This is a genomic window from Serratia sp. JSRIV004, from assembly GCF_019968705.1.
GTDB lineage: Bacteria > Pseudomonadota > Gammaproteobacteria > Enterobacterales > Enterobacteriaceae > Chania > Chania fonticola_B.
Map to the genome: position 1 here is coordinate 514,272 of NZ_CP074140.1, position 25,943 is coordinate 540,214.

The 25,943-nt window shown below is 55.2% G+C and carries 24 protein-coding genes; 21 read left to right on the forward strand and 3 right to left on the reverse strand.

Going from position 1 to position 25,943, the window contains the following annotated elements:
* Positions 1 to 74: 74 nt before the first annotated feature.
* On the reverse strand, positions 75 to 1,214 hold the full coding sequence (queG, locus tag KGP21_RS02270) for a tRNA epoxyqueuosine(34) reductase QueG (RefSeq protein WP_059199518.1): 1,140 nt from the start codon (positions 1,212 to 1,214) through the stop codon (positions 75 to 77).
* On the opposite strand from queG, the gene nnr reads away from it, so the two are divergent.
* The 16 genes from nnr to KGP21_RS02350 all read left to right on the forward strand — a co-directional run bounded on the left by nnr (position 1,213) and on the right by KGP21_RS02350 (position 22,359).
* The gene (nnr, locus tag KGP21_RS02275) at positions 1,213 to 2,727 is read left to right on the forward strand and encodes a bifunctional ADP-dependent NAD(P)H-hydrate dehydratase/NAD(P)H-hydrate epimerase (RefSeq protein ID WP_223537047.1); all 1,515 of its coding nucleotides are present in this window, start codon (positions 1,213 to 1,215) and stop codon (positions 2,725 to 2,727) included. The two genes, queG and nnr, sit on opposite strands and share 2 nt — an antisense overlap.
* Before the next feature lie 10 nt (positions 2,728 to 2,737).
* Positions 2,738 to 3,208: a tRNA (adenosine(37)-N6)-threonylcarbamoyltransferase complex ATPase subunit type 1 TsaE gene (gene tsaE, locus KGP21_RS02280; protein WP_021178997.1), complete on the forward strand. Its 471-nt coding sequence runs from the start codon at positions 2,738 to 2,740 to the stop codon at positions 3,206 to 3,208.
* A 7-nt stretch (positions 3,209 to 3,215) separates the two neighbouring features.
* Positions 3,216 to 4,958, forward strand: a complete 1,743-nt coding sequence (amiB, locus tag KGP21_RS02285) for an N-acetylmuramoyl-L-alanine amidase AmiB (RefSeq protein WP_021807558.1) — start codon at positions 3,216 to 3,218, stop codon at positions 4,956 to 4,958.
* A 28-nt stretch (positions 4,959 to 4,986) separates the two neighbouring features.
* Complete coding sequence (gene mutL / locus KGP21_RS02290) at positions 4,987 to 6,849, forward strand: DNA mismatch repair endonuclease MutL (RefSeq protein ID WP_021807557.1); 1,863 nt, start codon at positions 4,987 to 4,989, stop codon at positions 6,847 to 6,849.
* A complete protein-coding gene (gene miaA, locus KGP21_RS02295; protein WP_223537048.1) occupies positions 6,842 to 7,783 on the forward strand; it encodes a tRNA (adenosine(37)-N6)-dimethylallyltransferase MiaA in 942 nt (313 codons plus the stop codon). The genes mutL and miaA overlap by 8 nt, the downstream gene beginning before the upstream one ends.
* Positions 7,784 to 7,896: 113 nt before the next feature.
* Positions 7,897 to 8,208: an RNA chaperone Hfq gene (gene hfq, locus KGP21_RS02300; RefSeq protein WP_021179001.1), complete on the forward strand. Its 312-nt coding sequence runs from the start codon at positions 7,897 to 7,899 to the stop codon at positions 8,206 to 8,208.
* A 98-nt stretch (positions 8,209 to 8,306) separates the two neighbouring features.
* Positions 8,307 to 9,587 (forward strand): ribosome rescue GTPase HflX, encoded by a 1,281-nt coding sequence (gene hflX / locus KGP21_RS02305; protein ID WP_021807555.1) that lies wholly within the window; start codon positions 8,307 to 8,309, stop codon positions 9,585 to 9,587.
* Positions 9,588 to 9,679: 92 nt separating this feature from the next.
* The gene (gene hflK / locus KGP21_RS02310) at positions 9,680 to 10,948 is read left to right on the forward strand and encodes an FtsH protease activity modulator HflK (protein ID WP_059199522.1); all 1,269 of its coding nucleotides are present in this window, start codon (positions 9,680 to 9,682) and stop codon (positions 10,946 to 10,948) included.
* A gap of 3 nt (positions 10,949 to 10,951) precedes the next feature.
* Positions 10,952 to 11,962 carry a protease modulator HflC gene (hflC, locus tag KGP21_RS02315; protein WP_021807553.1) on the forward strand — a complete coding sequence of 337 codons (1,011 nt, stop codon included), beginning with the start codon at positions 10,952 to 10,954 and terminating at the stop codon, positions 11,960 to 11,962.
* A gap of 106 nt (positions 11,963 to 12,068) precedes the next feature.
* The gene (locus KGP21_RS02320; protein ID WP_021179005.1) at positions 12,069 to 12,269 is read left to right on the forward strand and encodes a DUF2065 domain-containing protein; all 201 of its coding nucleotides are present in this window, start codon (positions 12,069 to 12,071) and stop codon (positions 12,267 to 12,269) included.
* 97 nt (positions 12,270 to 12,366) lie between these two features.
* Complete coding sequence (locus KGP21_RS02325; RefSeq protein ID WP_024483338.1) at positions 12,367 to 13,665, forward strand: adenylosuccinate synthase; 1,299 nt, start codon at positions 12,367 to 12,369, stop codon at positions 13,663 to 13,665.
* 219 nt (positions 13,666 to 13,884) lie between these two features.
* On the forward strand, positions 13,885 to 14,310 hold the full coding sequence (nsrR, locus tag KGP21_RS02330) for a nitric oxide-sensing transcriptional repressor NsrR (protein ID WP_037376535.1): 426 nt from the start codon (positions 13,885 to 13,887) through the stop codon (positions 14,308 to 14,310).
* Positions 14,311 to 14,369: 59 nt separating this feature from the next.
* Positions 14,370 to 16,889, forward strand: coding sequence for a ribonuclease R (gene rnr, locus KGP21_RS02335; protein ID WP_094982807.1), 2,520 nt, complete (start codon positions 14,370 to 14,372; stop codon positions 16,887 to 16,889).
* Positions 16,890 to 16,949: 60 nt separating this feature from the next.
* On the forward strand, positions 16,950 to 17,681 hold the full coding sequence (gene rlmB / locus KGP21_RS02340) for a 23S rRNA (guanosine(2251)-2'-O)-methyltransferase RlmB (RefSeq protein ID WP_021179009.1): 732 nt from the start codon (positions 16,950 to 16,952) through the stop codon (positions 17,679 to 17,681).
* Positions 17,682 to 17,804: 123 nt separating this feature from the next.
* Complete coding sequence (locus tag KGP21_RS02345) at positions 17,805 to 19,433, forward strand: isovaleryl-CoA dehydrogenase (protein WP_209529882.1); 1,629 nt, start codon at positions 17,805 to 17,807, stop codon at positions 19,431 to 19,433.
* A gap of 394 nt (positions 19,434 to 19,827) precedes the next feature.
* The gene (locus KGP21_RS02350) at positions 19,828 to 22,359 is read left to right on the forward strand and encodes a filamentous hemagglutinin N-terminal domain-containing protein (protein ID WP_223537049.1); all 2,532 of its coding nucleotides are present in this window, start codon (positions 19,828 to 19,830) and stop codon (positions 22,357 to 22,359) included.
* Positions 22,360 to 22,427: 68 nt separating this feature from the next.
* Here the strand turns inward: KGP21_RS02350 and bsmA are convergent, their stop codons facing one another.
* Positions 22,428 to 22,736: a biofilm peroxide resistance protein BsmA gene (gene bsmA / locus KGP21_RS02355; RefSeq protein WP_179253459.1), complete on the reverse strand. Its 309-nt coding sequence runs from the start codon at positions 22,734 to 22,736 to the stop codon at positions 22,428 to 22,430.
* 100 nt (positions 22,737 to 22,836) lie between these two features.
* Here bsmA and yjfP point away from each other — a divergent pair, with 100 nt between their 5' ends.
* Complete coding sequence (yjfP, locus tag KGP21_RS02360; protein ID WP_059199526.1) at positions 22,837 to 23,589, forward strand: esterase; 753 nt, start codon at positions 22,837 to 22,839, stop codon at positions 23,587 to 23,589.
* A gap of 87 nt (positions 23,590 to 23,676) precedes the next feature.
* Here the strand turns inward: yjfP and KGP21_RS02365 are convergent, their stop codons facing one another.
* Entirely contained in the window at positions 23,677 to 23,943 is a 267-nt protein-coding gene (locus KGP21_RS02365) for a DUF1471 domain-containing protein (RefSeq protein ID WP_071682913.1), read from the reverse strand.
* A gap of 469 nt (positions 23,944 to 24,412) precedes the next feature.
* On the opposite strand from KGP21_RS02365, the gene rpsF reads away from it, so the two are divergent.
* From rpsF to rplI, 4 genes are read left to right on the forward strand one after another with little or no spacing between them, the layout of a single operon-like run.
* A complete protein-coding gene (gene rpsF, locus KGP21_RS02370; protein ID WP_004933634.1) occupies positions 24,413 to 24,811 on the forward strand; it encodes a 30S ribosomal protein S6 in 399 nt (132 codons plus the stop codon).
* Between the two features lie 8 nt (positions 24,812 to 24,819).
* Complete coding sequence (priB, locus tag KGP21_RS02375) at positions 24,820 to 25,137, forward strand: primosomal replication protein N (RefSeq protein ID WP_065684090.1); 318 nt, start codon at positions 24,820 to 24,822, stop codon at positions 25,135 to 25,137.
* A gap of 4 nt (positions 25,138 to 25,141) precedes the next feature.
* Entirely contained in the window at positions 25,142 to 25,369 is a 228-nt protein-coding gene (gene rpsR / locus KGP21_RS02380) for a 30S ribosomal protein S18 (RefSeq protein ID WP_000135199.1), read from the forward strand.
* Between the two features lie 39 nt (positions 25,370 to 25,408).
* The gene (gene rplI / locus KGP21_RS02385) at positions 25,409 to 25,861 is read left to right on the forward strand and encodes a 50S ribosomal protein L9 (RefSeq protein WP_004933629.1); all 453 of its coding nucleotides are present in this window, start codon (positions 25,409 to 25,411) and stop codon (positions 25,859 to 25,861) included.
* The last annotated feature ends 82 nt before the right edge of the window (positions 25,862 to 25,943 follow it).

Sequence of the window (25,943 nt, forward strand, 5' to 3'; positions counted from 1 at the left end):
TCTTTTTGTGACGCTTGAAAGACAACGCATTTTTATTTTTATGCACAAATCCACAGGGAGAGTCTGAGGGTTTTCTAGGCATCCCTCGGTAATCCTTTCTCGACCGCCCGAATTAGACGTTTTTTCTGCATAGTCTGCACCTCAACCGCCAGGGCTTCACGGCGTGCAAGCTGTTGAGCCAGTGCCCAACTGATATGCTCGTCCAGCATCGGATCCTGACCCTGCCGGGTCTGCAAGCTGATAACGATCTGATCCAGATAAGGGGCGTTGCCGAGTGCTACCGCGATATTGCGTAACCAGCGCAAATGGCCAATACGTCGGATGGCAGAGCCTTCGGTGATACGGAGAAACTTCTCCTCATTCCAGCCAAACAGTTCGATCAGTTGCGGAGCATGCAGCGCAGCGCGGGGGCTGAAATCGTCTTCATCCGTCAACTGCGAGAAGCGGTTCCACGGGCAAATGAGCTGGCAATCGTCGCAGCCGTAGATTCTATTGCCCATCAGAGGGCGGAATTCTTCTGGAATAGCACCTTCCAGCTCGATGGTCAGATAGGAGATGCAGCGTCGGGCATCGACGGTGTAAGGGGCAACTATCGCACCGGTGGGGCAAGTGGTGATGCAGGCGACACAGCGGCCACACTGCTCTTCCTGCGGCTTATCCACCGGCAGGGGCAGATCGATTAACAACTCGCCCAGGAAAAACCAGGAACCGGCGTCGCGGTTGAGGATCAGTGAGTGTTTACCAACCCAGCCAATGCCGGCTTTTGAGGCCAAGGCTCGCTCCATGATGGGGGCCGAGTCCACAAAGGGCCGGAAATTCAGTTCACCGCAGTAAGCCTGGATTTGATCGCCGAGTTTTTTTAGCCGCTGGCGTAGCAGCTTATGATAGTCACGCCCCAGCGCATAACGGCTAACGTAGCCCAACTGCGGGTTTTTTAACGTACTGGCGAACGCGGCTTTCGCGGGGAGATAGTTCATGCGCACGCTGATCACCCGCAGTGTGCCGGGCAATAATTCATGTGGCCGCGCGCGCATCATGCCGTGACGTGCCATCCACTCCATCTCGCCGTGGTATTGCTTATCCAGCCACGCCTGCAATCGGGGTTCTTCCGCGCTGAGATCGGTATCGCAGATCCCCACCTGCTGGAATCCTAGCGATTGCCCCCATTGCTTGATATGTTGGGCGAGTTGATCGAGATCGAGGGGGTGTGTCATGACGGGCCATAGTGAGAAACAATACTGTTCCAGTTTACCACACTCTGTTTGGTCTGCAGACTGGATCCGCCAGGCAGAACCTGCTGCTGCCGCAACGCTGGGTCTCTCCTTGTATTCGTTAATGGAGCGTGCCGGTGCGGCGGCTTACCAGCTGGCGTGCGACCGGTATCCGGCCAGCAGGCATTGGCTGGTGCTGTGTGGGCATGGCAATAACGGTGGCGATGGTTACGTGGTTGCTCGTCTGGCCCGTGCGGCGGGTATCAAGGTGACACTGATTGCCTGCGAAGGCGTTCGTCCATTGCCACCAGAGGCTGCCAACGCCCGGCAAGCCTGGTTGGCAAGTGGCGGAGAAGTCCTGCCCGCGACCAGCCGTTGGCCAGAGGATGTCGATCTCATCATTGATGGTTTATTAGGCACCGGATTGGGGGCGGCCCCCAGAGCGCCCTATGATGCCCTGATCGAAGCGGCCAACCGAGCCGAGGCGCCAGTGGTTGCTCTGGATATCCCTTCTGGCCTGCTGGCTGAAAGCGGAGCCGTGCCGGGAGTCTCGATCCGTGCGGCCCTTACGCTGACTTTTATTGCACTCAAACCAGGGTTGCTGACCGGGCAGGCGCGTGATTGGGTGGGGCAACTGCATTACAGTACGCTAGGATTAGCGGATTGGCTGACAACACAGTCCCCGCAGATCGAGCGTATTACGGCTGACGATTTGGGCAGATGGCTGAAGCCTCGCCGCCCTTGTTCTCATAAAGGGGAGCATGGTCGTTTACTGCTGGTGGGTGGCGATCACGGTTTTGGCGGAGCCATCCGCATGGCAGCGGAAGCCGCACTGCGTACCGGGGCTGGACTAGTGCGAGTGCTTACTCACAGTGAGAACATTGGGCCGCTGCTGACCGCCCGGCCTGAGTTGATGGTGCAACGCCTGAGTAATGATATCCTGCAACAGGCGCTGGACTGGGCCGATGTGGTCGTGATTGGCCCGGGGCTTGGCCAGGGCGATTGGGGCCGCAACGCGTTGCAACAGCTGCAAGCCAGTGATAAACCAACATTATGGGACGCTGATGCGCTTAACTTACTGGCATTACACCCCGAGAAGCGTCAGAATCGTATTATTACCCCGCATCCTGGTGAAGCCGCGCGATTATTGAGCTGCCGCACCGCTGATATTGAGAGTGATCGCTTACTTGCAACCCGCAGGTTGGTCGCGCAATACGGCGGCGTTGTGGTGCTGAAAGGCGCAGGTACCTTGATCGCCGATGAGCATGGACAGGTGGCGATCGCCGACGTTGGCAATGCTGGCATGGCATCCGGTGGCATGGGAGATGTGCTGTCGGGTATCATTGGCGGTTTGCTGGCGCAAAAGCTACCGCTGTATGATGCTGCCTGCGCGGGCTGCGTAGTGCACGGCGCAGCGGCAGATCAGGTTGCTGCAAAACAAGGAACAAGGGGATTACTGGCCACCGATCTGCTGGCGGTGATCCCTTATTACGTTAACCCTGAGTTGGCAAAATAGACATTATCGAATGAAAGAACTCGTTTTACCGCTGCCGGATGAGGCAGCCACAGTCGCACTGGGGGCCGTCTTGGCCCAGGCATGCGATCGTGCCAGCGTGATTTATCTTTATGGGGATTTGGGTGCCGGTAAAACCACCTTCAGCCGCGGCTTTCTGCAGGCGTTAGGCCATCAGGGCAATGTGAAAAGCCCAACCTATACGCTGGTGGAACCTTATGCGCTGCAACCGCTGGCGGTCTATCACTTTGATCTTTATCGCTTGGCCGATCCGGAAGAACTCGAATTTATGGGTATCCGCGACTATTTTGCCCAGGACTCGATTTGCCTGGTGGAGTGGCCGCAGCAGGGTACCGGCGTGCTGCCCGATCCCGATCTGGAACTGCATCTCAGTTACCAAGACGAAGGGCGTCAGGCGAAGCTCCAGGCGGTTTCCGCCTATGGCGAACAATTATTAGAAAGTATCCAGAGGCAACAAGGATGACGCAGCAATGATGTATGGGTTAAGAAGATTTGCTGTAATTGCCTTGCTTGCGCTGCTGGGGCCGTTTGGTGCCTGGGCGGCATCGTCCCTCTCCGACGTCAAAGTGACCAATGCTCAGCGTGAAGCCACGGTGTCAGTGAGCTTTACTGGCCCTCCGGAGTATACCTTCGCCACGTTACATGGCCCGGATCGGGTGGTGCTGGACGTTACCCAAACTGGCAAGGTGGGCGGCCTACCGTTGAACTTCAGCGGCCAGAACCTGGTAAAAAGAATTCGTTCCAGTCAGCCGAAAAATGCGCAAAGCGTACGCTTGGTGTTTGATTTAACCCAACGTGCCAAAACCCGTGTAGCGACGCGTCAAGAGGGTAACAGTTACATCGTCGTCTTCACCATCACCTCAGAAGCCAGGACGGCGACTAACACCGTTCGTAAGGCACCAGTTCCTGTGCCTGTGCCGGTGGTGAGTGAGCCAGTGCGTAAGGCGCCGGTCACGTCAAGTAGCGCCAATCCATTTACTCCGAAGTCGGCTGCGGTATCAGGCACGGCAACCAGCATTACCCCACGTAGCAGCCGGGTGTCCGCCGGTTCTGGCGATCGGGTGGTGGTGGCGATCGACGCCGGCCATGGTGGACAGGATCCTGGCGCTATCGGGCCAAACGGTCTGAAAGAGAAAAACGTCACCATTGCTATCGCGCATCGTCTGCGTGCGTTGTTGGATGCCGATCCGATGTTCAAAGCGGTGATGACGCGTAACGGGGATTACTTTATTTCGGTGATGGGCCGTTCTGATGTGGCGCGCAAGCAGGGGGCCAACGTGTTGGTGTCCATCCACGCGGATGCCGCGCCGAATCGTAGCGCCAAAGGGGCTTCGGTTTGGGTATTGTCCAATCGCCGGGCTAACAGCGAGATGGCCGGTTGGTTGGAACAGCACGAGAAACAGTCCGAACTGCTGGGCGGTGCGGGCGATCTGTTGGCCAATAGCCAGGCCGACCCTTATCTGAGTCAGGCGGTGCTGGATCTGCAGTTCGGTCATTCGCAGCGCGTCGGTTATGACGTAGCCGTCAAGGTATTACAGCAGTTACAGGTCGTAGGTTCATTGCACAAACGCCGTCCGGAACACGCCAGCCTGGGAGTGCTGCGTTCACCGGATATTCCATCTTTACTGGTGGAAACCGGGTTTATCAGTAATAGCACGGAGGAGCGACTGCTGGGCAGTAGCGCATATCAGGATAAAATTGCACGGGCGATCCACAACGGCCTGCGCAGTTATTTCCTGGCGCATCCGCTACAAGCCGACCCAAAGGTGGAAAACCGCCCGCTGGACGTCGCAGCGGCGGTTAACTCCACGACAGACGATCTCAGACAGCCTGAGCCGGTGACCAGCCCGGCCAGAAGCAGCGCCAGCGTAGGAAAAACGCAGATCCATGTGGTGAAGCGGGCGGAAACGCTTTCCGGCATTGCCGATAGTTATGGCACCAGCATGGCGGCGCTACGTGAGCTGAACAAACTGAAAAAAGATGGCGTCTGGGTTGGCCAGCGTCTGAAGGTTCCTGCCGGGAAAACGGCGGCAGCACCGGCTCAGGCCAAGGCCAAGGCAAAAAGCGCTAAACCGAGTAAACATAAGGTGACTCGCGGTGATACGCTGTCATCCATCGCCGCGAAATATGGCGTCAGCGTCAGCGAGCTTAAACGGGTTAACAAATTAAAGTCGGATGTTGCGCCGCTGGATCGGACGCTGATCATTCCGTAGGCCTGATGCCAACAACAGAGGGAACCCCATGCCTATCCAGGTGTTACCGCCACAGCTAGCCAACCAGATTGCCGCCGGAGAAGTGGTCGAACGGCCTGCGTCGGTAGTCAAAGAGCTGGTAGAAAACAGCCTGGATGCCGGGGCAACGCGGATTGATATTGATATCGAACGCGGCGGGGCCAAACTGATCCGTATCCGTGATAACGGCTGCGGCATTGCCAAAGCCGACCTGGCCTTGGCCCTGGCGCGCCATGCCACCAGTAAAATCAGTACGCTTGACGATCTTGAGGCCATAGTCAGCCTGGGCTTTCGCGGCGAAGCGTTGGCCAGTATCAGCTCGGTGTCACGCCTGATGTTGACCTCACGCACGGCGGAACAGAGCGAAGCCTGGCAAGCCTACGCGGAAGGACGCGATCAGGCGGTCACCGTCAAACCGGCAGCTCATCCAGTGGGCAGCACGCTCGAAGTACTCGATCTGTTTTACAACACCCCCGCACGGCGCAAATTCATGCGCACCGAAAAAACCGAATTTGGCCATATCGACGAAGTAGTGCGGCGCATTGCGCTGGCGCGTTTCGATGTGGCGATCAACCTCAGCCATAACGGCAAGCTGATGCGTCAGTACCGCGCGGCAAAAGAAGAAAGCCAGCATGAGCGGCGTCTGGCCAGCATTTGTGGCCCCGCCTTCTTGCAGCATGCGTTGGCGATTTCCTGGCAGCATGGCGATCTCAGCATCCGCGGCTGGGTGGCTGACCCGCAAGGAGCGCGTCAGCTTGGCGAAATGCAGTATTGCTACGTCAACAGTCGGATGATGCGCGATCGGCTGATTAATCATGCCATTCGTCAGGCGTATCAGGATCAGTTGAAAGACGATCAACTGCCTGCCTATGTGCTGTATCTGGAAGTGGATCCGCATCAGGTAGATGTCAACGTTCATCCGGCCAAGCATGAGGTGCGTTTTCATCAGGCTCGGCTGGTACATGATTTTATCTACCAGGCGGTTACCACGGTGTTGCAGCAGGCGGGTAATGTCGCGCTGCCATTGGCTGAAGAGTCCGCTGCGCAGGAGGCTCCCGTCTGGCAGCCGGAGAACCGCGTTGCTGCCGGTGGCAACCACTTCTCCCAGCCTGCGCCACAGCGTGAACGTCAGCCTGCAGAGCCCTCCGCTGCCCGTGAACGAGCCTCGCAGCCAGCCTATCAGGCCGGTGCGGGTTACCAAAAGCGTGAAGGCGAGCTGTATGGCAAGCTGTTGCAGGCGACACCGCCAGCAGATACGGTAAAACAGCCGCTGTTCCCGCCGGTTAACGCCGTGCAGGAAACCCCGCTCGCTGGTAGTCAGCACAGTTTTGGCCGCGTTCTGATGATTTGCCCGCCGAGCTATGCGCTGGTTGAACAGCGTCAGCAGTTGGCGTTACTGAATCTGACCATGGCCGAACGTTGGCTGCGTCAGGCGCAGCTTTGCCCGCCGGAAGAGGGATTACGGCCGCAGCCGCTGCTGATCCCGATTAAGCTGACGTTGAATAAAAATGAAGCGGCCGCCTGCGTGCAACATCAGGCACTGCTGGTCAAAATGGGGTTGGAGCTGCAATCCGATCACGGTCGTGTGACGTTGCGCGCAGTACCTTTACCATTACGCCAACAAAATTTACAAAAGTTGATACCCGAGCTGTTAGGCTATCTGGCCGAACATCAGGAGATGTCGCCAACGGTGCTATCCATCTGGATCGCCAGCCAATTAGGCAGCGAACACGAAGTGTGGAACAGCTCGCAAGCGATACAATTGTTGACAGAAGTTGAACGACTTTGCCCGCAACTGGTCAAATCCCCTCCTGCCGCTCTTTTACAACCCGTTGATTTGCAGGCTGCATTGGCAGCGCTTAAGCATGACTGAAATTGAAATGAACCCTCGTCCCCCAGCCATTTTTATCATGGGGCCAACGGCCTCAGGCAAAACCGCCTTGGCGATGGCGCTGCGTGAGCGCTTGCCCGTCGAACTGATCAGTGTCGATTCCGCCCTGATTTATCGCGGTATGGATATTGGAACCGCCAAGCCTTCGGCGGAAGAGCTTGCCCAGGCACCACACCGGTTGATTGATATCCGCGATCCTGCGCAAGCGTACTCGGCGGCCGATTTTCGTGCCGATGCGTTGCGGGAAATGGCTGATATTACTGCCGCCGGACGTATTCCGCTGTTGGTGGGGGGCACAATGCTTTATTTTAAGGCGTTACTGGAAGGGTTATCGCCGTTACCCTCTGCCGATCCCGCAGTACGCGAGCAGATTGAGCAGCAGGCGGCGGAGCTTGGTTGGGAGGCTTTGCACCGCCAATTGCAGGCGATAGACCCGGTTGCAGCCTTACGTATTCATCCGAATGATCCACAGAGACTCTCCAGAGCACTGGAAGTTTTTTTGATTTCGGGTAAAACTTTAACTGAACTGACTAAAATTTCGGGTGAATCGTTGCCGTATCATGTTCACCAATTTGCGATAGCGCCAGTCAGCCGGGAGTTGTTGCATCAACGTATCGAGCTGCGGTTCAATCAGATGTTGGCGGCGGGTTTTGAGGCGGAAGCGCGTGCACTTTTTGCACGGGGTGATTTGCATACGGATTTGCCTTCCATTCGCTGTGTCGGTTATCGCCAGATGTGGTCATATTTTTCTGGCGAGATTAGTTACGATGAGATGGTTTTTCGAGGTATTTGCGCAACACGTCAGTTGGCCAAACGCCAGATGACCTGGTTACGGGGTTGGGAGTCGGTTCGGTGGTTGGACAGTGAAAAGCCGGGAGAGGCTTTAGACTCGGTAACACAGGTTGTTAGTGCATAGGTTGAGTGATTGTGTACAATTGATGAGTATTCAGCGCGCAAATTTTTTAGGTCGTTTATTTTGAGCCGACAGGTTCTTGGTTAAAAACAACAAACAAATAAGGAAAAGATAGAATGGCTAAGGGGCAATCTTTGCAAGATCCGTTCCTGAACGCATTGCGTCGTGAACGTGTTCCGGTTTCTATTTATTTGGTGAATGGTATTAAGCTGCAAGGCCAGATTGAGTCTTTTGACCAGTTTGTCATCCTGTTGAAGAACACGGTGAGCCAGATGGTTTATAAGCACGCTATCTCTACCGTTGTTCCATCGCGCCCGGTATCGCACCACAGCAACACCCCGAGCAGCGGCGGCACCAGCAATTATCACCATGGTAACAACCCGTCTGCGCCGCAACAGCCGCAGCAGGAAAGCGATGACGCTGAATAAAGCGCGTTGCGAGTCAACCATGACGGGGAGCATAAGCAGCGCAGTGCTGTTTATGTCCCCCAAACTCGCGGTTTTGTTCCGTTTGAGAGGTTGCACGCTTGTTTGACCGTTATGAAGCCGGTGAGCAGGCCGTCCTGGTTCATATCTATTTCTCGCAAGACAAAGATACAGAAGATCTCAGTGAGTTCGAATCGCTGGTGTCCTCTGCGGGCGTTGAGGCTTTGCAAGTGGTTACTGGTAGCCGCAAAGCACCTCACCCAAAATACTTTGTCGGTGAAGGAAAGGCCGAAGAAATTGCAGATGCGGTGAAAGCCAGCGGCGCGTCTGTTGTCCTGTTTGATCACGCCCTTTCCGCAGCGCAGGAGAGAAATCTCGAACGCCTGTGTGAATGCCGGGTGATCGATCGCACCGGGTTGATTCTCGACATCTTTGCCCAGCGTGCCCGTACCCATGAAGGTAAGCTGCAGGTAGAGTTGGCGCAATTGCGTCATATTGCCACTCGTCTGGTTCGTGGTTGGACTCACCTTGAACGTCAGAAAGGGGGGATTGGCCTACGCGGGCCGGGGGAGACTCAGTTAGAAACTGACCGTCGTCTGCTACGCGATCGCATCAGTCTGATTCTGCGCCGCCTTGAGCGCGTAGAGAAGCAGCGCGATCAAGGGCGACGAGCGCGTACCCGTGCCGATGTGCCAACCGTATCGCTGGTGGGTTACACCAACGCAGGCAAATCAACCCTGTTTAACCGAATTACGTCTGCCGGAGTGTATGTGGCGGACCAGCTATTTGCCACCCTGGATCCTACCCTGCGGCGTATTGACGTGGCGGACGTAGGCGATACCGTGTTGGCGGATACCGTAGGCTTTATCCGGCACTTGCCGCACGATCTTGTTGCCGCGTTCAAAGCGACACTGCAAGAGACGCGCCAGGCCTCTCTGTTGTTACATGTGATCGACGCTGCGGATACCCGGGTGGATGAAAACATTGAAGCGGTGAACTCCGTGTTGGCAGAGATTGAGTCGGATGAGATCCCTACACTGTTAGTGATGAACAAAATAGATATGCTGGATGATTTTGTCCCGCGTATCGATCGCAACGAGGAAAACTTACCGATCCGTGTGTGGCTGTCCGCCGCCAGCGGTGAAGGTATCCCGTTGCTATTTCAGGCGTTGACGGAGCGCTTATCGGGGGAAATCGCGCATTTTGAGCTGCGCTTACCGCCACAGGCAGGCCGTCTTCGTAGCCGTTTCTACCAGCTTCAGGCGATCGAAAAAGAGTGGAATGAAGAGGACGGCAGTATCGGCGTGGTGGTGCGTATGCCGATCGTGGAGTGGCGTCGCCTCTGCAAGCAGGAACAGGAACTGATTAACTTTATCGTATGATCATATCCTGTTACATTTGTGTGCCCGCTCAATAGAAGAGTGGGCTAAGCATTAGCCTGAAGTACCCAATCACAGAATAATGGAGCTAAAACATGGCGTGGAATCAGCCCGGTAATAACGGACAGGACCGCGACCCGTGGGGGAGCAGCAATAATAATGGCGGCAACTCTGGCGGTAACAATAAAGGCGGTCGCGATCAAGGGCCACCGGATTTAGACGATATCTTCCGCAAGCTGAGCAAGAAATTGAGCAGCCTGACCGGCGGTGGCAAAGGCTCCAACGGCAATAACGGCGGTGGCACGGGGTCAATCGGGCCGGGATTCAGTGGCAAGATTGTCGGCATCGCTGCGGTTGCGGTGGTGGTGATCTGGGCCGCCAGCGGTTTCTATACCATCAAAGAAGCCGAGCGTGGTGTAGTCACTCGCTTTGGTAAATTCAGCCATCTGGTGCAGCCAGGTCTGAACTGGAAACCGACGTTTATCGATCAGGTTCGCCCGGTTAACGTGGAGTCGGTCCGTGACCTGTCCGCGTCCGGTGTGATGCTGACTTCCGATGAGAACGTGGTGCGTGTCGAGATGAACGTGCAGTACCGCGTTTCCGATCCGGCAGCCTATCTGTTCAGCGTAACCGATGCCAACGACAGCCTGAGACAGGCGACAGACAGCGCATTGCGTGGTGTTATCGGTAAATACACCATGGACAAGATCCTGACCGAAGGCCGTACCATCGTCCGTAGCGACACTCAGCGTGTACTGGAAGATACCATCCGTCCGTACAAAATGGGTATCACTCTGCTGGACGTCAACTTCCAGGCTGCACGTCCGCCGGAAGAGGTGAAAGCCGCGTTTGATGATGCGATCGCCGCACGTGAAAACGAGCAGCAATCCATTCGTGAAGCAGAAGCTTACGCCAACGAAGTCCAGCCGCGTGCCAACGGTGCTGCACAGCGCCTGCTGGAAAATGCGCGCGCCTACCAGGCCCAGACCGTTCTGGAAGCCCAGGGTGAGGTTGCTCGTTTCGCCAAGCTGTTGCCGGAGTACAAAGCCGCACCGGAAATTACCCGTGAGCGTCTGTACCTCGAAACCATGGAAAAAGTGCTGAGCCACACCCGTAAGGTGTTGGTGGCAGACAATAAAGGCAATAACAATCTGATGGTGCTGCCACTGGATCAGATGCTGCGCGGTGCCGGTAAGTCGGCTACCGAAGGCAGCAAAGATGCCGGGCAGAACCTTCTCGCCCCTGCGCCAGCCTCGGCTCCTTCATCGGAGGCGAGCACCAGCAGTTCCAGCAGTGGTTCCATCATGGACCAACGCCGGGCTAATGCGCAGCGTAGCGACAACACACGCGTAGGGAGAGAATAATCAATGCGTAAGTCTTTCATAGTTATCCTCGCGGTGGTGTTGGTAGCCCTTTACGCCTCAATGTTTGTGGTTCAGGAAGGCGAGCGCGGCATCGTGCTGCGTTTCAGTAAAGTCCTGCGCGACAGCGAAAACAAACCGCTGGTTTATGCACCGGGTCTGCACTTCAAGATCCCGTTTATTGAAACCGTGAAAATGCTGGATGCTCGTATCCAGACCATGGACAACCAGGCCGATCGCTTCGTGACCAGCGAGAAGAAAGACCTGATCGTCGACTCCTATCTGAAATGGCGTATCAGTGATTTCAGCCGCTACTACCTGGCCACCGGTGGTGGTGACGTTTCTCAGGCGGAACTGCTGCTGAAACGCAAGTTCAACGACCGTCTGCGTTCCGAGATTGGCCGTTTGGACGTGCGTGATATCGTGACCGACTCCCGTGGCCGTCTGATGGCAGACGTGCGTGATGCGTTGAACACCGGTACCGTGGGTGACGGCGAAGAAGCCGCCGCTACCGAAGCCGATGACGCTATTGCTTCTGCTGCAGCCCGTGTTGAGCGTGAAACCAATGGCAAACAGCCAGCGGTTAACCCGAACAGCATGGCGGCACTGGGTATTGAAGTGGTGGACGTGCGTATCAAGCAGATCAACCTGCCTGCGGAAGTGTCCGATGCGATCTTCCAGCGTATGCGTGCAGAGCGTGAGGCGGTAGCCCGTCGTCACCGTTCACAAGGTAAGGAAGAGGCTGAGAAGCTCAAAGCCACCGCCGACTACGAAGTGACCCGTACCATCGCGGAAGCCGAGCGTCAGGCGCGTATCACCCGCGGTGCGGGCGATGCGGAAGCAGCTAAACTGTTTGCCGATGCCTTCAGTCAGGATCCGGATTTCTATGCCTTCATCCGTAGCCTGCGTGCTTATGAAACCAGCTTCGGCCCTGGCAACCAGGACGTGTTGGTGTTGAGCCCGGACAGCGATTTCTTCCGCTACATGAAGTCGCCGGTTGCTACGCGCAACAGATAACGTCAGCATGATGGCGATCCCCGATAGCTTTCAGGCCATGGTTTGAAACAACAGGGGTAGAACCAAGGCCCGTTTAAACGCGGGCCTTTCTTTTTTTGGGGGAAGGATGAATTCGACAATCTGGCTGGCGCTTGGGTTGGTTTTGGTGCTGGAAGGGCTGGGGCCGATGTTGTTCCCACAGGCTTGGCGTAAAATGGTTCAGACAATGTCGCAACTACCCGATGCTACGCTGCGGCGTTTTGGTGGGGGATTAGTGGTTGCAGGCTGTGTGATCTACTACATGTTGCGTGCACACACGGGGGTTTAAAGTTTAGCCGAAAAAGTACGCAATCGTATGCTAAAAGTGCTGAAACTGAAGAATTAGGGTGGTAGAATCCATTTTTAAGCAACCTGGTGATTTTAAAATGGGTAAGAACGTCGTCGTACTGGGCACCCAATGGGGTGACGAAGGTAAGGGTAAGGTCGTAGACCTGCTGACTGAACGGGCTCAATATGTTGTGCGCTACCAAGGTGGCCATAACGCTGGCCACACTCTGGTTATCAACGGTGAAAAAACCGTTCTTCATTTAATTCCTTCAGGTATCCTGCGTGAAAACGTGACCAGCGTCATCGGCAACGGTGTGGTTCTGGCGCCAGACGCGTTGATGAAGGAAATGGGTGAACTCGAAGCGCGCGGCATCCCGGTACGCGAACGTCTGTTACTGTCTGAAGCCTGCCCGCTGATCCTGCCTTATCACGTCGCTCTGGATAATGCGCGTGAGAAAGCGCGTGGCGCCAAAGCCATCGGCACCACCGGCCGTGGTATCGGCCCGGCTTACGAAGACAAAGTTGCCCGTCGCGGTCTGCGCGTGGGTGACCTGTTCGATAAAGCCACCTTCGCTACCAAGCTGAAAGACATCATCGATTACCATAACTTCCAACTGGTTAACTACTACAAAGTAGAAGCCGTCGATTACCAGACCACCCTTGATTATGTGCTGTCGATTGCCGATATCCTGACCGGGATGGTAGTAGACGTCTCCGAACTGCTGGACGGTGCGCGCAAGCGTGGCGATCTGATCATGTTCGAAGGTGCACAGGGTACGCTGCTGGATATCGACCACGGTACTTATCCGTACGTGACTTCTTCCAACACCACCGCGGGTGGCGTAGCAACCGGTTCTGGCATTGGCCCACGTTACGTGGACTACGTGCTGGGCATCGTGAAAGCCTATTCTACCCGTGTAGGTGCAGGTCCGTTCCCAACCGAACTGTTCGACGAAACCGGCGAATACCTGTGCAAACAGGGTAATGAGTTTGGTGCTACCACTGGCCGTCGCCGTCGTACCGGCTGGCTGGATGCGGTTGCCGTTCGCCGTGCCGTGCAGATCAACTCCCTGTCTGGCTTCTGCCTGACCAAGCTGGACGTGCTGGACGGCCTGAAAGAAGTGAAGATCTGTGTGGGTTATCGCATGCCGGACGGCCGCGAAATGACCACCACGCCGCTGGCTGCAGAAGGTTGGGAAGGTATTGAGCCAATCTACGAAACCATGCCGGGCTGGAGCGAAACGACGTTTGGTGTGAAAGACTACAGCAAACTGCCACAGGCTGCGCTGAACTACATCAAACGCATCGAAGAGCTGACTGATGTACCGGTAGATATCATCTCTACTGGCCCAGACCGTAGCGAAACCATGATCCTGCGCGATCCGTTCGACGCATAATCTGTTTACCTACTGTCATCAAACAAACCGGGCCAAGTCCCGGTTTGTTTGCCTCATGTATCCTCCCCGATGGCGTTTTCACCTCACAAAATCCCTTCGTTGCTCCGGTTGAGAGTCACCTATGCGCTAAATAATTAGCTGCGAACTCTCCGGCTGGTTTATCATCCAATAAGATAGTAAAGAAAATCGCCGAAAATCGGCAGATACCCAGAGGTAAACGTGCAGTTAACAAGTTTTACTGACTATGGCCTACGGGCATTGATCTATATGGCATCATTGCCTGCGGACAAAATGACCAGCATCTCTGAAGTTACGGAGGTGTACGGGGTTTCCCGTAACCATATGGTAAAAATTATCAATCAGCTGAGCCGTGAAGGCTTTGTCACCGCCGTGCGGGGTAAAAACGGCGGTATACGCTTGGGTAAACCGGCTGAGAGCATCCGTATTGGCGACGTGGTGCGGGCGCTGGAGCCGCTTTCGTTGGTTAACTGCAGCGGCGATTTCTGCCATATCACCCCAGCCTGCCGTTTGAAGCAAGTGCTCCAGCAGGCGGTAAAGAATTTCCTTGAGGAGCTGGATAGTCACACATTGGCCGACATGGTCGAAGACAATTCACCGCTCTACAAGCTTTTGCTTGTCGAATAAAGCGTTACTGAGAAGACAAGGCTCAGCGACACCCTGCTGATGACAACGGAGGAACCTCAATGTCACAAGATCCATTCCTGGAACGAGAAGCAGAAAAATATGAATCCCCAATTCCTAGCCGCGAATTTATTCTGGCCCATTTAGCGAAACGTGAAACGCCGGCCAGCCGCGAAGAGTTGGGCAATGAACTGAACTTATCCGGCGAAGAAGCGCTGGAAGCCCTGCGCCGTCGCCTGCGTGCGATGGAACGTGATGGCCAGTTGGTCTTTACCCGCCGCCAGTGCTATGCCCTGCCGGAACGTCTGGACCTGCTGCGTGGCACGGTGATCGGCCACCGCGATGGCTTCGGCTTCTTGCGGGTTGAAGGGCGTAAAGACGACCTTTATCTCTCCGCCGAGCAAATGAAAATGGCCATCCACGGTGATGTGGTGTTGGCTCAACCGCTGGGCGAAGACCGCAAAGGCCGCCGCGAAGCGCGTATCGTGCGCGTCCTGGTGCCTAAAACCAGCCAGATTGTTGGTCGCTACTTCACCGATGCCGGTACCGGCTTCGTGGTGCCGGATGACGGCCGCCTGAGCTTCGATATTCTGATCCCTGCCGACTCGGTCAGCGGAGCGCGGATGGGCTTTATGGTGGTGGTCGAGCTGACCCAGCGCCCAACGCGCCGCACCAAAGCCGTGGGCAAAATCGTCGAGATCCTGGGCGATAAAATGGGCACCAGCATGGCGGTGGATATCGCATTGCGTACCCATGAGATCCCGCATACCTGGCCACCTCAGGTGGAGAAGCAGGTTGCCGACCTCAGTGAGCAGGTGCCGGAGGCCGCCAAGAAAGGGCGTGTGGATCTGCGTCACCTGCCGCTGGTCACCATTGATGGCGAAGATGCCCGCGATTTCGATGATGCCGTGTACTGCGAGAAGAAACGCGGTGGCGGCTGGCGCCTGTGGGTCGCGATTGCAGATGTCAGCTACTATGTGCGCCCTCGCACGGCGTTGGATGACGAAGCCCGTAGCCGTGGCACCTCAGTCTACTTCCCGTCGGAAGTGGTACCAATGCTGCCGGAAGTGCTTTCCAACGGCCTGTGCTCGCTCAACCCGCAGGTCGACCGCCTGTGTATGGTGAGTGAGATGACCATCTCCGCATCGGGCCGTCTGTCTTCGTTTAAATTCTACGAAGCGGTAATGAGCTCCCATGCGCGCTTAACCTACACCAAGGTCTGGCATATCTTGCAGGGCGATCAGGAGCTGCGCGAGCAGTATCATCCGTTGGTCAAACACCTGCAGGAGCTGCATGCGCTGTATAAAGTGCTGGATCAGGCTCGTGCCGAACGCGGTGGTATCGCCTTCGAAACCGAAGAAGCCAAGTTTATCTTCAACGCCGAACGCCGTATTGAGCGCGTAGAGCCAACGGTACGTAATGACGCGCACAAACTGATCGAAGAGTGCATGATCATGGCGAACGTTGCTGCGGCACGCTTTGTTGAGAAGCATAACGAACCTGCGCTGTTCCGCGTGCACGATCGCCCAAGCGACGATCACATTTCCGCATTGCGCAGCGTGTTGAGCGAACTGGGCCTGACCCTGGGTGGAGGCCTGAAGCCGCAGCCAAAAGATTACGCCACTTTGATGGACGAAGTATCGGAACGCCCGGACCGCGAAATGCTGCAAACCATGCTACTGCGTTCGATGAAACAGGCGATCTACGATCCGGAAAACCGTGGTCACTTCGGCCTGGCGTTGGCCTCTTATGGCCACTTTACTTCGCCGATCCGTCGTTACCCGGACCTGTCGTTGCATCGCGCCATCAAGTACGTGCTGGCGAAAGAGCAAGGTGATCAGAAAGAGCGTTGGACGCCAACCGGAGGCTGGCACAGCGATCTGGAAGAGATGCTGCAACTGGGTATGCACTGCTCGATGACCGAGCGCCGTGCCGATGAAGCTACGCGTAACGTGGCGGACTGGCTGAAGTGCGACTTTATGCAGGATCACGTCGGTGAAGTGTTTAGCGGCGTTATTGCCAGCGTCACCGGCTTTGGTTTCTTCGTCCGCCTGAGCGATCTGTTTATCGATGGTCTGGTACACGTGTCCACGCTGGATAACGATTACTATCGCTACGATAATATCGGCCAGCGTCTGATCGGCGAATCTTCCGGCATGGTCTATCGCCTGGGGGATACGGTGGAGATCCGCGTTGAGGCCGTGCATATGGACGAACGCAAGATCGACTTCGCCCTGGTTTCCAGCACCCGCAAACCGCGTGGTGAAGGCAAAACCGAGCGCGAACGTGCCAAGAATGGCGGCCAGCGTACGCTGCGCGACGGTGCTGGAGCGGGCCGCAGTCAGGCTCAACGTAAACGCCGTGGCGGCAAGACGCCTGCCAACTTTGAGCCAGACAGCGCTTTCCGTAAAAAAGAGGGGGCCAAGGCCAAACCCGCAGACAAGGTGAAGCCAGACCCGAAGGCGAAAGCGAAAACCGATCCGAAGGCGAAAGCCAAAAAAGCGTCTGACAAAACCAAAAAGATAGCGGCCGCGACCAAAGCCAAGCGTGCCAGCAAGAAGAAAGGTGCCGAGCAGGGTTAACCTGCCGCACGTTATTATCCCCGGCCGGGTCACCCCCGGCCGCACAGTTAAAAGAGCATCATGAGCGAAATTATCTACGGTATTCACGCTGTCAAAGCCCTGCTAGACAACGATCCACAACGTTTCCTGGAAGTGTTTATTCTCAAGGGGCGTGACGATCGTCGCTTGCAGCCTTTGATTGCCGAGCTGGAAGCGACCGGTATTGTGATCCAGGTGGCTAACCGCCAATGGCTGGATGAGAAGGTCGAAGGGGCCGTCCACCAGGGCATTATTGCGCGGGTGCGTGAAGGGCGGAAATATCAGGAGAACGATCTGCCTGGGCTGCTGGAAAGCGTTGAAACACCATTCCTGCTGGTGCTGGACGGCGTTACCGATCCCCATAACCTGGGGGCTTGTCTGCGCAGTGCCGATGCTGCCGGTGTCCATGCGGTGATCGTCCCACGCGATCGCTCAGCTCAACTGAACGCAACGGCGAAGAAAGTGGCCTGTGGTGCGGCCGAGAACGTCCCACTGATCACCGTCACCAACCTGGCTCGTACCCTGCGTTTGCTGCAAGAGATGAATATCTGGATCGTGGGCACGGCGGGTGAAGCCGACCACACGCTGTATCAAAGCAAAATGACCGGCCCGATGGCGCTGGTGATGGGCGCGGAAGGTGAAGGTATGCGTCGTTTGACCCGTGAACATTGCGACGAACTGATCAGCATTCCGATGGCCGGTACGGTTTCCTCGTTGAACGTCTCGGTAGCGACCGGTGTCTGTCTGTTTGAAGCGGTGCGTCAGCGCAGCTGATGATTTAATAGGGGTGAAACCTGTCACCCCTACCTCTAATCTCCTATCTTGTGATCCCGCCAGCGGCAGAAATCCGGCTAATGACCATAATTACCCCTGAAGCGTTAATCAGGGAGCAAGCTCATGGTCTGGACTACGCATACCGTCTTTAACCAACCCAAGCCCTTGGGGAACAGCAACCTTTTCCTGTCAGATACGCCGCTGCGTGAAGCGTTGCAGCGCGAGTTGGCGGGTTGGGATAGCGATGTTCTGGCCTCGCTTGGGCAACAGTTAGGCACACAGGAGTCACTGGAGTTGGGGCGGCTGGCCAATACCAACCCACCGGAGTTGCTGCGCTATGACGCCACCGGGCAACGCCTGGACGACGTGCGCTTTCATCCAGCCTGGCACATCATGATGCAGGGATTGGTCGCTAACCGGGTGCATAACCTGCCGTGGCAAGAAGATGCCCGTAATGGCTCCTTGGTGGCCCGTGCCGCCCGCTTTGTGTTGCATGCTCAGGTGGAGGCCGGTACGCTCTGCCCAATCACCATGACCTTTGGTGCTATCCCACTGCTACAGCGTTCCCTGCCAAAAGAGTATCAATCCTGGTTATCCCCGTTACTTTCCGATCGTTATGATCCTCATCTGCTGCCTGGTGCACAAAAGCGCGGGCTGTTGATCGGTATGGGGATGACGGAAAAGCAGGGTGGCTCGGACGTGCTGAGTAATACCACCACCGCCGTACCGCTCGCTAGTCGAGGCAATGGAGAGGCCTATCGCCTGGTGGGCCATAAATGGTTCTTTTCGGTGCCGCAAAGCGATGCGCATCTTGTATTGGCACAGGCGGAGGGAGGGCTTTCCTGTTTCTTCCTGCCCCGGCTCCTGCCAGACGGTACCCGTAACGCCATCCGTCTGGAGCGGCTTAAAGACAAGCTGGGTAACCGTTCCAATGCCAGTAGCGAAGCCGAGTTTCAGGACGCAACGGCCTGGTTATTGGGCGATGAAGGGGATGGTGTCAGGCAAATCCTCAAGATGGGGGGGATGACCCGCTTCGATTGCGCTTTGGGTAGCCATGGGCTGATGCGCCGCGGCCTTTCGGTGGCGCTGTACCATGCTCTGCAACGGCAGGCGTTTGGTAAATGTCTTATTGAACAGCCGTTGATGCGGCAGGTGTTGGCCCGTATGGCATTACGGCTTGAGGGGCATATCGCTTTGCTGCTCCGTTTGGCGCGAGCCTGGGAAAGCCGGGGGGATGAAGGCGAAGTGGTCTACAGCCGCTTACTGACCCCGGCGGCAAAATACAGTATCTGTCATCAAGGCGCGGCATTTATCGGGGAAGCCATGGAGGTGCTGGGAGGGATCGGCTATTGCGAAGACAGCGAGCTGCCGCGTCTGTATCGAGAAGCACCGGTAAACAGCATTTGGGAAGGCTCGGGCAACATCATGTGCCTGGATGTGATGCGCAGCCTGCATAAGTTGCCTGGTGCGTTGGAGTTGCTGCAACAGGAGTTGCTACCGGTACGCGGGCAGAACCGGTTGTTCGATCGCGCCTGGAGGCAATGGCAACAGCGTATGCGCCAGCCGCGTGAAGAAATGGGGCGCTTGTTAACCCAGCAGTTATTCGATCTGTGCTGTGCCGCCCAACTGCTGCAGCATGCCAGCCCGCCAATTGGGGAAGCCTGGTGCCACTTAACGCTGGATTATCGTGGAGATAGAGTGCTGCCTGTTGAGGTGTGCGATACGCTGCTCCAGCGGGCTATGGGGGGATAAACAGGAACTCGTCGCTTATAGTCTAGAGGGAAATGCCATCAGATAATAGGCTGATGGCATTGGATGTATAATTTCCTGCCTGATTTCAGCTCGAGTGATTAATTATAGAAATATCCCGCGTGATATTAATTTCGTGTGAGCGCCCAAGATGTATTCTGCTGTAATTTTAAGGATGATTCTCGTTAATGCATGGGATATACCCTTTTTTGGGTTCTGCTTAACTAATTGGCTGAGTGGGTAACGGGTTGTATGTTACATTTTTAATGTAATGGAGATTAAGCACGGCTCGTGAGTGCCAATCTGCGCTAATTATTTATTTGGGAAAGTCTTTTTTTATGGCGGCTTGTTCAGGTCAATCCACTGGCTTTCCTATTGTTTAAAAGGAATTAACAGCATGACATATAGTTATCATTCATCCACAACCGATTTATCGGCACGTAAAGAAAAGAGCAACTCATCTTTGCGGATGACCCTTTCGCCACTCTACTTTGCCGGGCTGCTGGCTTTTGGCTGCGTTTCCGTGGCTAATGCGGCAATCGTTGCCGATGCCGGGCAGGCCTCTAGCCCTGCGGTTAATGCCGGGGCGAATGGTTCGACCGTGGTGAATATCAACGCTGCGGGTAAAGGGGGTGTTTCACATAATATCTTCAACCAGTTCAATGTTGATAAAAACGGCGTTGTACTGAATAACAGCGTCGAGGGGGCGAATAGCCAACTGGCGGGGAGTCTTGCGGGTAATGCGAATTTAAGCGGTGGGGCAGCCTCGGTGATCCTTAATGAGGTCAACTCTAATCGGGCCAGCGTGTTAAATGGCATGGTGGAGGTTGCAGGCCAGCAGGCTCAGGTCATTATTGCCAACCCGGCAGGTATTACCTGTAGCGGATGCGGGTTTATTAATGCTGGCAGAGCAACGCTGACCACCGGTAGTGCCCAGATTGTCGATGGTGCCATACAGGGATATAAAACGGAGAAGGGCAGCATTGTTATTAATGGCAATGGCCTGAACAGCGGCGACAGTAATTATACCGATCTGATTGCCCGCTCGGTGGCGATTAATGCCGGTGTCTGGGCCAAGGATTTGAAAGTGACCACTGGCCGTAATAACGTCAATGCGGACAATACCCAGGCGACTGCGCTGGCCTCGTCGTTGGGCAGACCTGGTGTCGGGATTGACGTTGCTGCTTTGGGGGGGATGTATGCCGGCAAGATCACCCTGGTGGGGACAGAAAGCGGAGTGGGCGTTCGTAATGCCGGTACCATCGCGGCTTCCACCTCAGACCTGGTGATGGACGTTAATGGTGTGCTGGATAACCGTTCAGGGACCCTATCCGCCGCACACGCCAACAAACTGAACACCGCAGGCACTATTAATAATACCAGGGGGAAAATCACCGGAGGGAACGGCGGTATCACTATCGATACTCATAAAAACCGCCTTACCAATACCAACGGCAACATAGCCGCTATCGGCTCTGTGAGCATCAATAGTGGGCAATTGAACAATACCAACGGTAGGGTGCAATCCAGTTCACAGGTCACTATCGATACGCATGGGCAGTTGCTGACCAATACTGGCCGCAATAACGATACCGGCATTTACAGCACCTTGGGTATGACCCTGAAAACGGGTCAGTTGAACAATAACAATGGCCTGATCACCACCAGTGGTAACTCCACTATCATCAGCGGTGCGCTGGATAACCGTAATGGGCAGATTTTTGCCTTTGGCTCTTCGTTGTCCGATCTGTCGATGACCGTTGGCGGCACGCTTGATAACCGTGGCGGCGAAATAGCGGCTCAACATCACGTCAATCTGTCTACCAGCAGTACGTTGAACAATAGCGCTAACGGCAAAATGAGCGCGGGTGACGATTTTAAGCTGACGACAAACAAAGCTGCGCTCAATAACACCAACGGCTTGATTGAGTCGGCTGGAGCGTTGGATATCAACAGTGGGCTACTGACCAATAGAACCGGTAGTCTGCAAGCGACCAAGATGCTGAACGTAAACACCAATGGCAGTAACCTGCTTAACGAGAGTGGGCAGATCTCTGCAATGGGGGATATCCAGCTCGCCAATATCAACGCCATGGACAACCGGGATGGTAGTGTTAGCGGTGAGGGTAAGCTGGTGCTGCGAGCAAATAGCCTGGATAACCGCACGGGTGGGTTAACCCTGGACAAGGGCAATGACGTTCGCGTCAACAATGCCCTTAATAACAACTATGGCGTGATCCGTAGCGCGCTGGGTAGCACGGAGCTCTACGCCAGCACGGTCAACAACAATGCGGGCTTGTTGGCGGGACAGGAAGTTCATGTGCATACCGAAACATTGCGCAATGACGAAGGCCTGATTTTTGCCGATAAGACGGCAGAAATAAAGGCGGTGACTCTCTATAACCGTAATGGTGAGAATTTTGGTCGAGTGATGGGCGTGCATATCGATATGCCGGAAGATACTCAGGGGGGCATTATCAGCATGGGCGATCTGAGCATGGCCGGTAACCGGGTGTATAACAGCCGGGGTCTGATTGCTGCCAGCGGCGGCAACTTGAACATGCAGTATGCTGGCAACGTGGATAACAACCGCGGCACCCTTTCAAGTGTGGCTTCTCTGTCACTGCTGGCTAACCGTCTGGATAACGGCAATGGCACGATTTCTTCTACAGGTAGCAGTAGCGTAGAAGTGACTTCAGCCTTTACCAACGGCGGCTTGGTCCACGGTAAAGAAGGGCTGGGTATTCGTGTCAACGGGGCATTGACCAACAGCGGTCAATTATGGTCCGACAAGATCACCACGATCAACAGCCAGAATCTTACTAACCGGCGTGGCGCGGTGATCGGCGGCCTGGAAGGTGTGAAACTGAACCTGACGGGCAGATACACCAATAACGGTGATGTCACTGGGCCGGTAATCAAAGAGTAATCGCGAAAATCTCTTCTACGGGTGCGCCTATTCAGGCACCCGTTTTTACTTATCTCTCAGAGCCAGCGCTACCGATAAAGTATCGCCTGTGAATACCACTGGCCAGGCACGATGGTTTCGCTGTTCATGATGATCATGTAATAGCGTGCCCCGCTGGCGTTAGCTTTGCGCTGGATCTCGGCTTCCACGTTCATCGGGCTGCCATGCACCAGTGCGCTGATCGTTCCCATCTTCTCCAACTCGGTGGTTTGGGCTCGAGTGATCTCCTGTGCCTGAGTGGTAGGCGGCGGCGGGGGCTTGGGCGTGGTTTTAAATACGCTGCATCCAGACAGCAAGCTAAACAGTAATAGGGTGATCAAGGGACGAGAAAGAGTCATGGCTGGCCTCATTACTATTTAGCATAGAGTAGAATGGGTTGAACTAAGGTTTCGGGCCGATTTTTGCCATCATAGTGAAGATTAGCCACAGGGGGAATACATGATCGAGATCCATGATGAGCGGGTGAGTGACATTGCGGTGATCCATGCGGTACCGGCCGGGTGCTACGAGCAGCCGTTACCTACGATCTTTTTCTATCACGGTTATACCTCATCGAAAGAGGTGTACGCCTATTTTGCCTATGCGCTGGCCAAGGTCGGTTTCCGGGTGGTGCTGCCCGATTGTGCGATGCACGGTGAGCGGTTTGATGGTGATGAAGCACGGCGGCTGGCGCATTTCTGGGAAATCCTCAAAAGTAACGTCGATGAGTTACCCGCGCTCAAAACGCACTTTGAGCAGCGTGGGCTAATTGCCGGGGATCGCATTGGCGTGGCGGGCGCTTCGATGGGGGGCATGACCACTTTGGGGGCCTTTACCCGTTATCCTTGGGTGAAAGCGGCCGCCAGCCTGATGGGGTCGGGCTACTTTACCTCGCTGGCGCAGACGCTGTATCCGCCATTGGATGCGCAGGGCCAGCCGCTGGATCCGTCCGCGCTCAAGGCACGCCTTGCGCCCTTGGCCTCTTATGAGGTTGAACAGCATTGGGAGAGTTTTGCTGGGCGGCCACTGCTGTTATGGCATGGTGAAACCGATGATGTGGTGCCAGCGTTGGAGAGTGAGCGCTTGGCCGGTGAGTTACGTCAGCGCGGCCTGGATCGGAGGTTGACCTACCTCACTGAAGCGGAAGTACGCCATCGCATTACTCCTGGCGCGTTGAACGCTACCGCCGCTTTCTTCCAGGATTCACTGTAAAAAGCCCCCGAGGGAGGGGGCAAGGCATGGCTGTTACTGATTGACCGCCTCTTGGTGCGGCTGGGCTCCCTGGCGCTGCATTTTCGGTTAGCGATAAAGCTCTGCGCTGACGTGGATAGACGCGGTACTGCCTGGCTCATGTAGCGCAACAATCCGGTAAGCTGTGGCACCGCGTTGATCGGCAATCTTGTTGATTTGTGACGTCGCATCGTCGGGTGAAACCACTTCCTGAGTCAGGCTGACGAAGCCAATGCTTTGGCGTTCTGCGGCCTGGTGTGCGGTGATTTCAGTGGCGGCCATGGCGTTGGCGGAAAACAGCAACGCGATAGCGGTAGCGATGGTGATACGTTTCATAGGCACCTCTCTTAACTCTTTGCTACAGCGGCGTGTCGCTGGGTCCGCCGCCGATATACTGCTCATTAAGCAAAAAGTTATTTATCAGTATTGAATAACTGCAACCCTTTATCGCTGCGCTTTCTGCGGCGGATAATTTAACTTTAGTCCGATAGTCAGGATTAAAAAGGGGGAGATTTTGATGACCTTATTCAAAAAATGATAACGATTTCCCATGGGCTGATGATTTTGTTGCAGGATTTTTAAAACCTAGGGATCGGCATATATCGCTTTCTCTGCCAGCAAATCGTGCTATTTCTCGCGGCCTTACGCATAAACCTCAATAAATCCTACTCAGTCCTTGAGTTCCCCCCCTTGCGCCGGTATGATTACGCGTCATTTTTCAGCCGCACACATACACACGTTCCTTGCTTCCATGGGCCGCGGTTGACCCTGACAGGAGGCTGAATAATCCGTAAGGAGCAATTCGATGCGTCATTACGAAATCGTTTTTATGGTCCATCCTGACCAAAGCGAACAGGTTCCGGGCATGATCGAGCGTTACAGTGCTACCATCACTAACGCGCAAGGTCAGATTCACCGTCTGGAAGACTGGGGCCGCCGTCAACTGGCTTACCCGATCAATAAACTGCACAAAGCCCACTACGTTCTGCTGAACGTTGAAGCTCCGCAGGAAGCGATCGATGAGCTGGAAACTAACTTCCGCTTCAACGACGCCGTTATCCGTAGCATGGTTATGCGCGTTAAGCACGCGGTAACTGAAGCATCTCCGATGGTTAAAGCGAAAGACGAACGTCGTGGCGATCGCCGCGAAGACTTCGCTAACGAAACCGCAGATGATGCAGATGCTGGGGATTCTGAAGAGTAATTGCTGTCGTGACGGCTAATCGTCTGGTGTTGTCTGGCACAGTGTGCAAGACGCCGGTGCGAAAAGTGAGTCCTTCCGGGATACCCCACTGCCAGTTTGTGCTTGAGCACCGATCGTCGCAGATGGAAGCCGGATTCAGCAGGCAAGCATGGTGCCGAATGCCCGTGGTTGTCAGCGGACAACAGTCACAAGCTTTAACTCAAAGATTAACGGTCGGCAGTCAGGTTACCGTTCAAGGCTTCGTTAGCTGCCATCAAGGGCGCAACGGGCTGAACAAATTGGTCCTGCATGCCGAGCAGATTGAATTGATAGATTCTGGAGACTAGCCAAATGGCACGTTATTTCCGTCGTCGCAAGTTCTGCCGTTTCACCGCGGAAGGCGTTCAAGAGATTGACTATAAAGACATCGCTACGCTGAAAAACTACATCACTGAAAGTGGTAAAATTGTCCCGAGCCGTATCACCGGTACTCGTGCAAAATATCAGCGCCAGCTGGCCCGTGCTATCAAGCGCGCGCGCTACCTGTCTTTGTTGCCGTACACTGATCGTCATCAGTAATCGGCCACTGTCCATTAACGACTTTGAGAGGATAAGGTAATGCAAGTTATTCTGCTTGATAAAGTAGCAAACCTGGGCAGCCTGGGTGATCAGGTTAACGTTAAAGCGGGTTATGCCCGTAACTTCCTGGTACCACAGGGCAAAGCTGTTCCTGCTACCAAGAAAAACGTAGAGTTCTTCGAAGCACGCCGTGCTGAACTGGAAGCCAAACTGGCTGACGTTCTGGCTGCTGCTGAAGCTCGCGCAACCAAGATCAACGAACTGGGTTCAGTCACCATCGCGTCTAAATCAGGCGACGAAGGTAAACTGTTCGGCTCTATCGGCACCCGCGACATCGCTGACGCAGTGACTGCGGCAGGCGTTGAAGTTGCCAAGAGCGAAGTTCGTCTGCCGAACGGCGTTCTGCGTACCACTGGTGAGCACGAAGTGCACTTCCAGGTACACAGCGACGTGTTCGCACAGCTGAATGTAGTTGTGGTTGCTGAAGCTTAATCGGCTTTAGTACACCAAGTTAAAACGCCAGCCTAGTGCTGGCGTTTTGCTTTTCAGCGCCGGGTAAAACGCGCTACTCTGA